The 13635-nt window shown below is 54.7% G+C and carries 13 protein-coding genes and 1 tRNA gene; 9 read left to right on the forward strand and 5 right to left on the reverse strand.

Features of this window, described 5'->3' with window-relative positions; genetic code table 11:
• The first annotated feature begins 4 nt into the window (after window positions 1–4).
• The gene (locus tag GF108_RS12535) at window positions 5–1570 is read left to right on the forward strand and encodes an EAL domain-containing protein (RefSeq protein ID WP_172982623.1); all 1566 of its coding nucleotides are present in this window, start codon (window positions 5–7) and stop codon (window positions 1568–1570) included.
• Window positions 1571–1676: 106 nt separating this feature from the next.
• On the opposite strand, the gene GF108_RS12540 is transcribed toward GF108_RS12535, so the two are convergent.
• Window positions 1677–1767, reverse strand: a tRNA-OTHER gene (locus tag GF108_RS12540).
• Window positions 1768–2268: 501 nt separating this feature from the next.
• On the opposite strand from GF108_RS12540, the gene GF108_RS12545 reads away from it, so the two are divergent.
• The 4 genes from GF108_RS12545 to GF108_RS12560 all read left to right on the forward strand — a co-directional run bounded on the left by GF108_RS12545 (window position 2269) and on the right by GF108_RS12560 (window position 3556).
• Window positions 2269–2538: a hypothetical protein gene (locus tag GF108_RS12545; protein ID WP_153668181.1), complete on the forward strand. Its 270-nt coding sequence runs from the start codon at window positions 2269–2271 to the stop codon at window positions 2536–2538.
• Window positions 2528–2767: a hypothetical protein gene (locus GF108_RS12550; protein ID WP_153668182.1), complete on the forward strand. Its 240-nt coding sequence runs from the start codon at window positions 2528–2530 to the stop codon at window positions 2765–2767. Before GF108_RS12545 ends, GF108_RS12550 begins: the two co-directional genes overlap by 11 nt.
• A gap of 238 nt (window positions 2768–3005) precedes the next feature.
• Window positions 3006–3296, forward strand: a complete 291-nt coding sequence (locus GF108_RS12555; protein WP_153668183.1) for a hypothetical protein — start codon at window positions 3006–3008, stop codon at window positions 3294–3296.
• 26 nt (window positions 3297–3322) lie between these two features.
• Complete coding sequence (locus tag GF108_RS12560; RefSeq protein ID WP_153668184.1) at window positions 3323–3556, forward strand: hypothetical protein; 234 nt, start codon at window positions 3323–3325, stop codon at window positions 3554–3556.
• 50 nt (window positions 3557–3606) lie between these two features.
• Here the strand turns inward: GF108_RS12560 and GF108_RS12565 are convergent, their stop codons facing one another.
• Complete coding sequence (locus GF108_RS12565; RefSeq protein WP_153668185.1) at window positions 3607–3852, reverse strand: hypothetical protein; 246 nt, start codon at window positions 3850–3852, stop codon at window positions 3607–3609.
• A 495-nt stretch (window positions 3853–4347) separates the two neighbouring features.
• Between GF108_RS12565 and GF108_RS12570 the strand changes: the two genes are divergently transcribed.
• On the forward strand, window positions 4348–5814 hold the full coding sequence (locus GF108_RS12570; RefSeq protein WP_153668186.1) for a DUF1254 domain-containing protein: 1467 nt from the start codon (window positions 4348–4350) through the stop codon (window positions 5812–5814).
• A 491-nt stretch (window positions 5815–6305) separates the two neighbouring features.
• Here GF108_RS12570 and GF108_RS12575 read toward each other — a convergent pair whose 3' ends face one another.
• Complete coding sequence (locus tag GF108_RS12575; protein ID WP_153668187.1) at window positions 6306–7289, reverse strand: hypothetical protein; 984 nt, start codon at window positions 7287–7289, stop codon at window positions 6306–6308.
• Between the two features lie 1495 nt (window positions 7290–8784).
• Between GF108_RS12575 and GF108_RS12580 the strand changes: the two genes are divergently transcribed.
• The 3 genes from GF108_RS12580 to GF108_RS12590 all read left to right on the forward strand — a co-directional run bounded on the left by GF108_RS12580 (window position 8785) and on the right by GF108_RS12590 (window position 10757).
• On the forward strand, window positions 8785–9336 hold the full coding sequence (locus GF108_RS12580) for an SOS response-associated peptidase family protein (RefSeq protein ID WP_370462157.1): 552 nt from the start codon (window positions 8785–8787) through the stop codon (window positions 9334–9336).
• Between the two features lie 401 nt (window positions 9337–9737).
• Window positions 9738–10262: a helix-turn-helix domain-containing protein gene (locus tag GF108_RS12585; protein ID WP_153668188.1), complete on the forward strand. Its 525-nt coding sequence runs from the start codon at window positions 9738–9740 to the stop codon at window positions 10260–10262.
• Between the two features lie 138 nt (window positions 10263–10400).
• Window positions 10401–10757, forward strand: coding sequence for a hypothetical protein (locus GF108_RS12590; protein WP_153668189.1), 357 nt, complete (start codon window positions 10401–10403; stop codon window positions 10755–10757).
• A gap of 122 nt (window positions 10758–10879) precedes the next feature.
• On the opposite strand, the gene GF108_RS12595 is transcribed toward GF108_RS12590, so the two are convergent.
• Window positions 10880–12562: an arylsulfatase gene (locus GF108_RS12595; RefSeq protein ID WP_370462158.1), complete on the reverse strand. Its 1683-nt coding sequence runs from the start codon at window positions 12560–12562 to the stop codon at window positions 10880–10882.
• Window positions 12563–13251: 689 nt separating this feature from the next.
• Window positions 13252–13635, reverse strand: a 384-nt coding sequence (locus tag GF108_RS12600) for a sigma factor-like helix-turn-helix DNA-binding protein (protein ID WP_153668190.1), incomplete at its 5' end; no start/stop codon positions are given.

The raw sequence follows: 13635 nt of genomic DNA on the forward strand, positions 1-13635 counted from the left end.
GGGCATGAAGTACATAGTTCGACTTCTTGACAAATCAGCCATCACCGCGTGCTTGCTTGCGGGCGCGGCGACAACCGCACTCGCGATGATGGGAGCGCGAAGTATTGCGCTCTCCCTCGCCCAATCCGATGTCGCCGAATACGCCAGCAATCTGCTCAAGAGGGCTGAGGGGATCGCCCTTGAAACAAACAACGCGCTTGCCGAAGCAAACCATGTTGAAGGTGAGCCATGCGGGTCGACTGACCTCGATAATATGAGAAGAGTCGCTTTCACCGCACACTATATCAAAGATGTCGGGAGGGTGAACGATCAGAAGCTTATGTGCTCGAGCTATCTGGGCGTCGTAACGCCGCCCTTCGTCAACCCGCCACCGGATATCATCACGGCCGACGGTCACAAAATTTGGGGGAACGCATCGCTCCGATTGGCAGATGGGGTTACTGCATTGGTGATAGAGGCCGGCAATGCAAATGTGGTGACCGATCCTTCCGCATTTTTGGACTTGGTTCGTTACCCCTATCGCTACTCCGTCGCCATCATCGATCCCGAAAAGGGCCATGTATTGCGATCATGGGGCCAGCCCGTGGTCGATGAGAGTATCTTGGTGGCGCGTAAGGATACTTCTACTGACACTGCTACGGATATCATCCAGATTGATTGTTCGAAGGTATATTTTCTTTGCAGTGTGGCGGCGTTAAACAAGCGCGAAGCCATAGCGCGGCAATCGACGTTCATTCTTGGCTTTGGTGCATTCGGATTTCTGCTCGGTGGATTTGTAACTCTGGTGGGCTTCCTGCTCTACCGAACGCAAAAGCCCTTGGCAGCGCGATTGAAGGATGCGTTGCGCTCGAATGAATTATCCTTGATGTTTCAACCCATTGTGGACCTACGGTCAGGCCGCATGGTTTCGGCTGAGGCGCTGGTGCGTTGGACAGATCGTCAGGGCAACAACATTCCACCCGACATTTTTGTGGCCGAAGCGGAGGCTCATGGAACGGCCGGCGAGATTACCACCTATGTGCTCAAGGAGGTAGGCAGGACTGCCAAGCTTTTGCTCAGCGAGCATCGGGATTTCGTCATCACAGTCAACATCGTCGCGTCGGATCTGAGCGATCCCAACTTCTACGCGACACTCGACCAGACCATTAGCCTGTTTGGCATTCATCGAAATCAAATCGGACTGGAGTTGACCGAACGTTCCACCGCACACCTGGATATCGCCGTTCCAGCCATCGCACGGCTGCAACAACTGGGTCATCCTGTTTACCTCGATGATTTTGGCACCGGCTATTCCAGCCTCGCACACCTCCAGGAACTCAAGGTCAATGTCATAAAGCTGGATCGAGCCTTTACGAACAGCGTAGGCACCGAGTCTGTGAAGGTCTCGATCGTGCCGCAAATCCTGGGGATGGCAAAGTCACTAGGACTTGGAGTTGTCGTCGAGGGGATCGAAACTGAGGCGCAGTATAGCTTTTTTGCATCTGCGAGCCCCCACTGTTGTGGACAAGGCTGGCTTATCTCCCGTCCAATGCCTTTCGACCGCTTGATTTCCTTCAAGGCCGATCATTGAACACGGTTCAGAACAGTTACTCACTGCCTCGATGAGGTGTCTTGTGGTCGGCTACCAGCGTAGAAACGGCATCGTAAAATATCAGTTAAGTCATTGAAAAGATTGATGGAGCGGGTGAAGGGAATCGAACCCTCGTATTCAGCTTGGGAAGCTGGGCCGATCAGTGCATATTCAACAACTTATACTGTAAAACCCGCCCGAACTGCCCATAATCATATCAATTACTTAGCGGACCAGCGTAAAACTTTTTCGCCGGCTGTAAGGCTTATCGCGGACGTCGAGCATTTGCAATTCCTAGTGCCGCGATTAGGCTAGCAGAATGCACATCACCTGGAAACGTACAGTCATCGGTGGCGATGAGTTGAGCCACGACTTTTGCGCTGTAGTCGATAGTAACATCACTATCGCACGCATCTTTCGAAGCCAGGATGCGGGAAGCCAGCCTCTTTGGTCTATCAACATGCAGATTGGTGACGCGTCGAGCAAGTCTTGCTTGAGCCGCCAGGACCGATCGGATGGGTCGAGCAGCGCTTCGCTCACTTTCTGACAACCGAAAAGGGCAAGACCGACCCGCAGGAGTGGCCGAGCGATCAACGATCGATGCACTTGGGGTTTCTGCGCCAAAATAATCCGCAGGAATATGCAATACTCCTCGAGGACCTTCGCAGCGGTAGGGTAGAGCGCATTCGCAGGAAGACATGAGCAAAAGTATCGACGAAAAAGCGGCCCTTCGCAAAGCCAAGAATGCCGAGAAGATGAGGAAGTGGCGTGCCAAGAACCCTCTTTCCCCCGAAAAGAAAGCCAAGGAAGCAGAGCGGGTAAAACAATGGCGTAAAGCCAACCCAGAGAAATATCTGGCGCAGCAAAACGCCTGGTATGCTAAGAATCGGGAGCGGGAATTGGCCCGACAGCGCGAGAGAAGACGCCGTACTGTCGCTGACAACGGGAGCACTTCAAATGGCGATTGAAAGACCACGCAAGCCGGCCGGCCACAAGGATCGATTGAGCGACTGCCAGAGGGCGATCGAGGATAGGTTGCTTGAACTCTTCGGAGAGGCCGTGGCTGCCGGATGGGCCGAAGATGAGGTCTTTGCCGCAATCGTCGCAGTTGCTGACACCACCCAACTAGCGATGCATCGAGAGCAATTACGTTCGGTCGAGACACTTTTGCAAAAAGCGATAAAGCGAGGCACATGATACCCGCATTATTGACGCGACCAAGTCGGTTTAACGTTGTCTGCTACGATGACGGCGCTCAGCTACGCAGTGGGCGGCTGGAGCGAATTCAAAACAAAATGTAGACCCCGGCTTGGGTCAAGCATGGGTGATTGACTCTCATGGTCTACCGGCAGACAATCCTCAGGTCGTCAGGCACGAAATGGCCACTGACGCTTGAGAGTTTGTGCTCCCGCCTAACATTAGCGAGGAGACGGACATGATGCCCGCCCACCAAATCCACACCAGCCCGCAAATCATTCTTCCCGATGACTGGTTTGTGCTGCAATCTGCTCACGATGCCGCTTCTAAGACATTAGACCGGTCTCCGAAAACCCACCCTTGTGCCGAACGCTTGGCCAAGCAGGTATTCCGCCTGTTTGATCTGGGTCATCGCGACCCCGTCATCATCGCCGCAATCGCTGCCGAAACGGAACGCGCTCGAGCTGGACAGGCCGACGACCGCAGTAAAGCGCTGAAGCTTGTCCCATGGGCCAATGAACCCGCATGACCCACTAACAACCAGAAGGACTTCTCATGCTCTTGCAGCGCCTTACGTGCATTGCAAACGAAGCCTACCCCGAGGAGGACTGGCACATCATGGAGTCAGCGCATGGGATCGCATCATTTGACCTCCAACGCAGTATGAGCACGGACTGCCACGCTGCCCGTTTGGCCGGCGAGATAATGCGGCTTTTCAACACCGGTGAACACGACATCAACCGCCTCGCGGCGCTGGCGGCCGGTCGCGAACGGATCATGGTGTTGTAAGCTAGGCAGTGTCCGCTGTCGTTTCGGCGTAAACTGTTGCACACGACTGCTTACGCGTTTCTGGCTTCGTTATCTTCGATCCGCCTGAGCTCAATTGTTGACCGCCCCGCCAGTAGATTGGTAATGCCGAGTGACACCTCGTCCTGCTCCCAGCCGGCCGCGATCGACTCATGATAGAGCAACATTAATTCCCCCTTCGACTCCACCAAATCAACAAAGCGAGCCTCCATTGCTTCGTCCCGGGCGAGAGCCCGCTCGGGGTGGTCGAGCGGAACTTTGGGTGAATGAACGGTCATCGGATTTTTCTGTTGTCCATCTAGTTCAACGCACTGCGGTGATAGGTGTTCCTTGGCACTTTATAAGGACGGGTTTGCTCTGGATGGAACAATTCCGCCAAGTATCCCGCCCCCGGCGGGGCTTGGCCGAAGGTATTCTTCCAAGACGCAATGAGGCCAAGCCTCGCGTTTATTAAGCTTGGGCGCAACTAATCCCGTGACTACAGCAACCAACATGCTTGCCGAGCGTCGATCCTGTCCTTAACGGCTTGTTACAGTTACGTACTTGTTTTCGCCGATTGATTAACGAAAATCGGCGGTAAGCGCGCTCGCATAAAATGCCGTTTTGCTTACTAATATTCTTAATTGCCAAACCGAGCGTCGATTGATCCCGAGTTCGGACGAAGATGAGGTTAATTCTCCGCATCTTCATCGGATAGGCCGTTAGTTTTCGCGAGCCAGCCACGACCGCGCCGATTTTATCAAAGCAAGCGGGGTCGCAGACCGGAGGACGACATGAACAGGATGGCGACTGCATTATGCTTGGGTCTTCTTTTAGGCGCAACTCAAGCGCATGGGGCTATGGCTCAAAGCTCAAGCCCGGCACTCACCGAGGAGGAGGCGCACGCAATTGCGGTCGACGCCTACATTTATTTCTACCCGCTGTTGTCGATGGACCTATCCCGTACGACGTTCACCAATGTCGAGCCGGGCGAGGTATTTGGCAAAGGCCCCATGAATATGTTCACCAACATTCCGGCATATCCGCCCGCTGATTTCAAGGGCGTTGTCCGCTCCAACTTCGATACGCTCTACTCCGTCGCGTGGCTGGACATGACGAAAGAGCCGGTAGTCATCACTGCCCCGGACACCGAGGGGCGTTACTATCTCTTGCCGATGCTGGATATGTGGACGGATGCTTTCGCTTCGCCCGGTTGGCGGACGACCGGTACGCAAGCGGGCAATTTTCTGGTGACGCCCCCGGGCTGGAGGCCGGATTTGCGCGACAAGTTCATCGATGAGTTCAAACTGCCGCCGGGCACTCAGCGCATTGATGCGCCGACTCCGCACGTCTGGGTCATTGGTCGGACCAAAACGGACGGCCCCCCGGACTACGACGCGGTTCACAAAATTCAAGCGGGGTATAAAGTCACGTTACTGTCGGAATGGGGCAAGACCCCGAAGCCGGTTGAGGTGAAAATCGACCCGAGCATCGACATGAAGACCCCGCCGAAGACCCAGGTTGACGCTATGGCGGCCGATAAATACTTCGCTTATGCGGCCGAATTGCTCAAGGTCGAACCTCCCCACATTACCGATGAACCCATCCTCGCGCAGATGAAGAAGATTGGAATTGAGCGGGGCAAAAGTTTTGACATGAGCAAGCTTGATCCGGTCATTCGAAAAGCGTTGGAAAGTGCACCGCACGATGCCCAGAGGCTGATGTTATGGAAGCTGCCGACCTTGGCCAGGGTGGCGAATGGCTGGGCCATGAACACAGACACCGTGGGTGTATATGGCAATTATTATTTGAAGCGCGCTATTCTCGCGCAGCAAGGCCTGGGTGCGAATGTACCGGAGGATGCCATTTACCCCATGAATCTAGCCGATGAATCAGGCAAACCTCTTGATGGGTCAAACAAATACACGTTAACTTTTGAGAAGGGCGCCATGCCCCCGGTCAATGCCTTCTGGTCAATCACCCTTTACGATACCGAAGGTTTTCAGGTCGGAAACAGCTTGAACCGCTTTGCGGTCAGTAGCTGGATGCCATTTGAATACAATGCCGATGGCTCCCTCGACCTTTATATCCAAAACGAGAACCCGGGAAAGGACAAGGAACCCAACTGGCTGCCAGCGCCCAAGACGCCGTTTAACTTGCTGATGCGCATGTACGCTCCGAAATCCGAAGTGTTGATTGGTAAGTGGAACCCTCCGGCTGTAACAAAAACTCAAGAGCTTCCAAACCTGGTGGCTCAGTGAATGACAGGCCCAAGTTCGCCAAGCTTTTTTACCATGCAGCATCACGCATAAGGATGGCGCTCGCCCAAATAGGAACGAGCGCAGCGTACACCGTAAGAATTCTGTTGATTCGAAATCCTGGGAAGCCCGATCCAAAATGGGGAAAAGCGTAAAGCGACCAGACGATGAGCGATGATCCTGCCGTGATGTCAGCCACGTCCGTTGCCCTATCACGTCGGCCATCCGTGCAGCGCTCGTCTTCTATTTGAAGCGAAAGAATCTCCTATCTGATCAGTAGGAGCGTGAGGTATACGAGTTTGCTCTCCAAATGCTGGAACAGAACCAAGGCGATGGTTCGGCAAAAGGGTTCGAAATGGCTCGCGAGGTTATCGAGTAACATCTCGGGCAAAGCGGCCATAAAACGCAAAAAAGCCCGCCAACCGGATAACCGGCGGCGGGCAAATTTCATCATCTGATAAATCACTTCGGCTTGCTACAATATGTAGTCCTGGCTACTCGTCCGGCGGTGATGGTGCGAGGTGAGCTTCATCGCTTTGAACAACTGTACCGTAGCGTTGCGCCAGCGCCGTAGCCATTGGACTAGCGATGTCGGCTTGAAGCTGAAACAAGCCCTGACGTTGGATATCGTTCTCGTAGCTATTTGTCCAAAAAATGGAGCCATCGGCACGATTCACAAGACGCGTGCTTAGCCGAAGCCTGTCGCCCTCGATGCGGACACTTCCTTTCAGCATAAAGGTTGGTTGTGCATCGTCGATCGTAGGTGAGTGTCCTGGCACTACGGTAATTTCCTTGAATTTCGCGAGTTGAATGATGACTTCGTCAGTCAATCCCTTCGCTATCTTTGCAGAGCGCTGTGTTCCCGAAAGGTCACCAAACGGTTCGACGAGCAATCGAGGAACAAGAGGCCCTGATCCCCTCGCGACAGTGGTCTCGCCGGAAAAGCCGGCATGCGAGCAGATCAGGTATCCGCCGGCAGACACTGCGAGGCCAATAACCGCGATAACAGGAAAAACTAGCCACTTGCGGGGCGGCTCGTGCTTCGAAAGGGGCTTCTGTGACAGGCGCGAAGGAGATCGAACTTCGACGGGAGGTGCCGCACGACATGTTTGCGAGAAGATGGGCACATAACCACCTCTCGGCATGGTGATGATGATCGGATCGTCACGGCCGGAAGCAAGATAGTAATGTTCGATGCCACGCCTGATGATACCTGCCTGTATGCGGACCAAAGGGTCCAATCTCGCGTCAAAGGTTGCGTCCCGCCCCAAGACTTCGGTGGCAATCGAGTAGCCTTTAATGCGGTCAGCACGGCCCGCGATTGTCTCCTCAACAACATAAGAGAGAACCCTGCGAGAACGCTGCGGCACATCAAAATCGAGGCTCGATCGAATACGCTCAAGTTGTGCGAGAATCTCAGTATCGGTCGGGAGCGTTGGCACCTCATTCGCCGGCAAACGGTTTGTGATTACGCTCATCCCTTGTCCCCCAACAAGTAGCAGCCCTTTCCCGTCTTATATCACAGAATCTCGGGCTAACCTTCTGAATGTTGCACCGTTGATCCAAGTGCGATGGGTCAGGTTAATCGGGCTGAAGGGGTTTTTTGCGGGCGGTCCTTGGCAGACCACTGGAAAGCCTTCCGGGGCAACCGGCGTTCAAATATCGCGTGGATATTCCCATATTTAAAACGAATTGCTTAATTGAGCGTCGCCGTCCCTTGAATATGCTTATGGCTGCCGGCGCTCTTGCCGGTGGTCGTTGCACCGTTTCAAATAGCCCTTTAGGTGGAATGGCCCTTTTCTCACCTCCCGATGAAGGAGAGCTCTCGCACAAGCGAGCGAGGTCTGGCGGAGCCAATGCTTCTTTTCACCCGCCAGACCTCATTGGTCCAAACAAATATCCTCAATGAGGGTAATTTCATCAGAACAAGACTCATCGCCGAATGGAAATGGCATGCATCCTGATCCGCTGCACACAAAAGATTTGATCATCATCGCCGCGCTGATCGTCCTTGCAATCTTCACATTCGGGGCGGTGGCGTCCGCGGTCGGTAAAGCAAAGCCCATCTTCGATGCGCCTCCCACCGGCGGCGGGCTGTTGTTTAGAAAACTTCAGCGTCACACTTTCTTAACCACCGCAGGGCACGCTCTGAGGTATGAATGGAAACAACCGCCCCATCATCGACGAAATCTACGAGGACCTAGTTGCGGTCCATGCCAAAGCGGCCAAAGAACATTTCGGTATGCTGACATACTTGATAATGCTGCAATTGACGAAGCCATCAGCCTCCGAGCGGAAGAACTTCCACCCGATGCGACGCAGCGTGGCCCGCTGGATAGGCTGACGCCGGCCGCAACTATTGGCCCCTGCTCTGGCCTCTCATGCCCCCAAAAATACATTCGCTGCCGACGCGAAGTTGGAACCTGTCGCGTTTGCGCCAATTCGCTTTCAGTCGCATACCGGTTGTCTATCGTCGCACGGATCGTCACGCATCGCTCTTCATTCCTTCGCCGGACGCAAGATGACGCGCTTCTGGTCTGTGCTTGACTGATCTTCGTAGGGCATCACTTCGCAGTCTATGGAATTGCAGTCGCGACAGCGAAAGGTCAAATTCCAGAACGTTTTGCCGTGGCCGTGGACGGCCGTCAGGTCTGAGGAAGTGAAGGTGGCGACCTTATCGCATTTCCGGCAGGTCACTCGCACGAACATGCCGTGACGAGCCGCCTGCCCGAGATTCTTGATTGTCCTTGTCATGAGAACGAAATAAGAACATATTCCCACTGCGAGTCAAGTATAATGAGCGCCAAACGTGGGACTTGTAAGGCGCGGTGCAGCAACTATCTTGGGTCAAATGTGCAATCTCTATAACGCCACGACGACGTTTGAAGCGATGCGGCAGCTTTTCCTGCCGATCCACGACCTTACCAACCGCTTGACGCCGCAGATCGATATTTCCCCGACTACCACGCACCGATCGGCCGCACGAACGCCGACGGTGAACGCGAGCTTGCCCTCGCCCGCTGGGGCATGCCGACACCCAAGCAATACCTGAAATCCGAGGTCGATAGCGGCGTGACCAACATCCGCAATCCCACGTCCTCTCACTGGCGACGATGGATGGGACCGGAAAGCCGCTGCGTAGTTCCTGCCACCAGCTTTTCGGAATATGGCGAGGTGGCCGATCCTGTTACCAAGAAAAAGCCCATCCACTGGTTCGCGCTCGATCATGATAAGCCACTCTTCTGGTTCGCCGGCATCTGGACGAGTTGGTACAGCGTCCGCAAGAAGAAGGAAGGTCCGATCCAAGCTGATATCTTCGCCTTCCTTACCACTAAACCCAATAGCATCGTTGCGCCCATTCACCCAAAGGCAATGCCGGTTATTCTGACCAGTACTGATGAAATCGACGTATGGATGAATGCTCCGGCCGAAGAGGCGCTGAAACTGCAGCGTCCGCTGCCCGACGAGCAGTTGATCCTGCTGCCTCAACCGGTTGCCGAAGAAGAGCAGCCCTCATTGCTTTAAGCGCGAGCAAAACGAGACCAATCAGCACTTTGAGTTAAACGATCTTGAGAAGAACGCGGCTGACGCGCTTCGCGTTATGTCGTTCGAAGAGGCTTGCCAAGTTCGGCAGACGAACAGGTACCTCGCTGGTCCTTGTCGGCATTGTGTTGGGCGTTTTTCTTGCTTGGCTTTTATGAAGAAAACCGATGTCTGAGATAGGACCGCCAAAGCCTAGTTACCCGCAGAACGTGGACAAAGCCCCAGCGGCCATCGTCGAGCACTATTGCATGCATCCTGGTTGTAGATCGTGGGGCTCATTTGGATTTGAAAAGCGATTTGGACTGGAATGGTATTGCGGTGAGCACAAGCGGGATGGAGAAGAATAGGATCATCTTCGCAGAACCGGTAGAGGGCAGGAAGACATGAGCAAAAGTGCTGACGAAAAAACCGCCCTTCGCAAAGCGAAAAACGCCGCGAGGATGAGGCAGTGGCGTGCCAAAAATCCGCTATCGCCAGAACAGAAGGCCAAGGAGATCGAGCGCATACGCAAGTGGCACGACGAAAACCCTGAGCGGCGCCGCGCTTATCAGCAGAAAATGATTGATAGAAAACGGCAGGGCCTACAGGCAGCAGCGAAAGCAGAAGCATCGGATGCGACGCGAACAAGAGGGGGATTGACGATGGCCGCTGACCGGGACGACCGTATTGAGCAGGAGCTTGGCCGAAAACTCAAGGCTTTGCGCGTGGCCGCCGGAATAAGCCAGAGCGGTCTAGGCGCGGCCCTCGGCGTTTCCAGGACGCAAATCCAAAAATATGAACGGGGCGAGACCCGGCTGGCCGTCAGCACGCTGATCGCCATTTGCAATGTCCTCCGGCGCGACCCGATGGTATTCCTGGCCGAGCAGTTCCCCGATAACAGCCACAGCATTGGCGCCCCGGAAGCGTAAGTGGATTGCGATCCCGGTGAAAGCGAATTTTGAGAAATCTCTGGAGCAGTAAAACGCCTGGTATGCTACGAATCGCGAGCGGGAATTGGCTCGGCAGCGTGCGAGAAGACGCCATGGCCCACGATGGGAGCGCTTTAAATGGCGATCAATAGACAACGTAGGGCAGTAGGTGAAAATCGCGCTTCCCGACCTTCGACGAAAAAGCGGGCAATATATGACATAACTTGGCAGCCGATCCATTTCGACAAGCGTAATCGGCCCGATGAATTCGTTGGGGTTGCTTTTCGTTTGGCCATAGGTCGCGTGTACCGTCTGTACGGTGGCCCTTTGCATGGCCGTTGGTATTACAACTTCCAGCTCGGGCATTCACCATTCCGAGCGAGTACAATGAACGGTGTCGTATCCAGTCGAAAGGCCGCGCAAAAGCAGGTATTGCAAACGTTTAAAGCATTCTTGGCAACACCGTCGGTATTGGGCGGCGGAAAAGCTGGCTGAAGTAAGTTTTATCCAATTCTTGCGGCGCTTTTTGTCATCGTCGGTGTGCTGGCGAGAGTCGATTGAGCCGAAGCGGCGGGGCCGAATGCGGACGCCCCAGGGGACGTCCGCATTATTTCGTGTTATTCACTTGGATGATGCGCTTGCTTCATAGCCTGAACCTGTTGGATCACCTGTTGGAGGTTATAGCTCGCCGGGTCCTGCATTGGCGGGAAGTCGATATAGCTCTGGAGTTCCTTGAGCCACAATGCCTGGCCGATCGGGAGCATGTTCCAGTCGTAGACGTAGGCAGTCGCCGGAGCCGAGATTGCGCCGCCCATACCGAAAAGTGTCTTGATCTGATCGCCGACAGACGTTTCGAACGGGTCGCGCTTGATATTGACGACCTGTGTCCAGCTATACGGAATGACGCCGGTCAGGAACCCCTGCGGAGCATCCGATACCATCGCGAAGTACATCTTCCAGTTCTTGTAGCGGACGGCTGACGGGTCTTTGCCGGAATAGTAGAAAAATGTATCGCGGGCCGACTTGTCGGACGTTCCTTCAAGATAGTCGCGCTGGTTGACGCCATCGAGCGTGGTCTTGGTAATCCCGGGATATGTTCCCTTCTCGATTTCGCTCTTCAGTTCATTGCCTTTAGGACCGCCAGCGATATCAACGAGAGTCGGCAACCAGTCGAGGGAAGCGAATATGTCGTTTTTCACCGTGCCGGGCTTGATGTGGCCGGGCCAGCGCACAACGAGCGGCGCCCGCATCCCGCCTTCCCAGGTCGATAGTTTGCCACCCTTGAAGGGTGTGGTGCCGCCGTCAGGATAGGTGATCGTTTCGGCACCATTATCGGTGGTGAACGCAACAATCGTATTGTCGAGTTGTCCCATTTCCTCGAGCTTCTTGAGCACGTAGCCGATGTTGTCGTCCATCTGCTTCATGCCTGCCTCGTTTACACCCCAGTCTTTGCCGCCGGGTTCGCCAACCATCCCGAGATACTTGTCGGAAAGCACGGTGGTTATGTGCATTCTCGCGGGGTTGTACCAGACGAAGAACGGCTTGTTGGTTTTCTTCGGGTCGTTGCGATCAAGGAAATCGATCACGTGGCTCGATATTTCCTCGTCGACCGTCTTCGAGCGCTCCAGCGTCAGCGGGCCCTCGTCGGTGCAGGTCTGGTTGGCGCCGGTGCCATCCGAAGATTTGCAAGCCAGCACGGGTCGTGGCGGCATCAAGCATGTCGTCGTTTTCGGATCGACCGCAGCTGGGTCATCCTTAAGGCCAGGGATTGGCGTGTTCCGGCAAGGCGGAGCTATCGTCTGCTCGGTCGGTGTCTTGTTGATATCAGGGAAACTTACCCCCTGCATGGCATCGAGGTGATAGAGATAGCCCCAGAATTCATGGAAACCGTGCGCCGTCGGCAAGGCGTCCGTGTGATCGCCAAGGTGGTTTTTGCCGAACTCACCGGTGTTGTAGCCGAGGTCGCGCAGGAACCACGCAAGCGATGGAGTGCCTGGCTTGAGGTAAGACGGACTTCCAGGCAGTTGGGGCGGAATCATGCCCGTTCGCAGCGGGTGCATTCCGGTGAAGAAAGCGTTGCGTCCTGCCGTGCAACTTTGCTCGGCGTAGTAGGTCGTGAACATGGCGCCTTCATTGCCAATTCGATCGATGTTGGGCGTTTCTCCAACCATTAAACCGCGGTGATAGATGCTCGGTTGCATCCAGCCAATATCGTCTCCCATGATGAAAAGGATATTGGGTTTCGCATCCTGCGCGTGTCCTGCCGCCGTGCCAGCCAAAAGGCCACCGGCAACAGCTATCGCTGCGGCCATGCTCTTTAGTGTCGTTCTCATGCTTCTACTCCCTCGAAGGGCCATCGCCGGATGGCCAAGGCGCTGAAAGGACAAGTTCGACGCAAAACGCGGTGATGGAGCTTACAATGGCGATTTGAGCCACATGCCGCGCACGCGTCTCTGTTCCCGGCGGCATTTTATGCGCGTCGGGCCTGTGAAAAGTATAAAGCTGTCTTCGATCATTCACGCGACGGTGGCAAAGCCCGATACTGCCTTTCCGGGCATTTGTTTCCGCGTAATCAGCAGGATGACGCCGGCGGAGCTGGTTTGGTAGTAATTTACAGTAGTATACGTCTGGCGGACTGCGAGCTTGCTGCCGCTTCGAGTTGACCTGGCCCCTTTGCGGAACGATTTACTGCGTATTCCGAAGATCGTGACCTATGCGACGATGATCCATTGCAGCGTCTGCGAAACGGCGCTGGGAACGTGGCGGGAACTCGAAGATTCGTTCATTGTCCAGGGTGGCTATGACGGAGTATTCGAGATGAGAAACGGCCAAATCGTAAAAAAGACGGCTAGGGCTGGAACAATCGTAGGCCATCGCCGTTTTTTTGCCTGTTGGAACCATAGCAGCATCTGCTTGATCCCCGCATCAAGCCCAAGGGCTCGGAGTTGCGCCCCCGTCTTTTCCGAACCCATTTTCATTTCCGTGTATGCTAGGCAAAAGCGTTGATTGCTGCTGTAGTCGAAGAACGATAATCGGTTTCGAGGACCGATAGTCGGCTCTCTTCGCCAAGCAACGACAACAGTGCGAGTTTGCCACGACCAATCCGGCTTTTGATCGTCCCTATTTCACAACAGCAGATTTCTGCTGCTTCCTGGTAACTGTGCCCAAGCACGCAACATAGGACGATGGCGATGCGCTGTTCAGTTGGAAGTCTGTGGAGGGCCGCCTGCACATCCTGCGCACGAATTTCCATTCTTGAGGCGCAGCTTGTGCGCCTTGGTAATCCGCAATATCCGTCGTAAATCCCGTCGTCTCCCGGTCGCGCTTTCGGTAATCGGTGAGAAAGATGTTGCGCATGATGGTGAAAAGCCAT

It is taken from the genome of Phyllobacterium sp. SYP-B3895 (genome assembly GCF_009647635.1).
Classification (GTDB): Bacteria; Pseudomonadota; Alphaproteobacteria; order Rhizobiales; family Rhizobiaceae; genus Phyllobacterium; species Phyllobacterium pellucidum.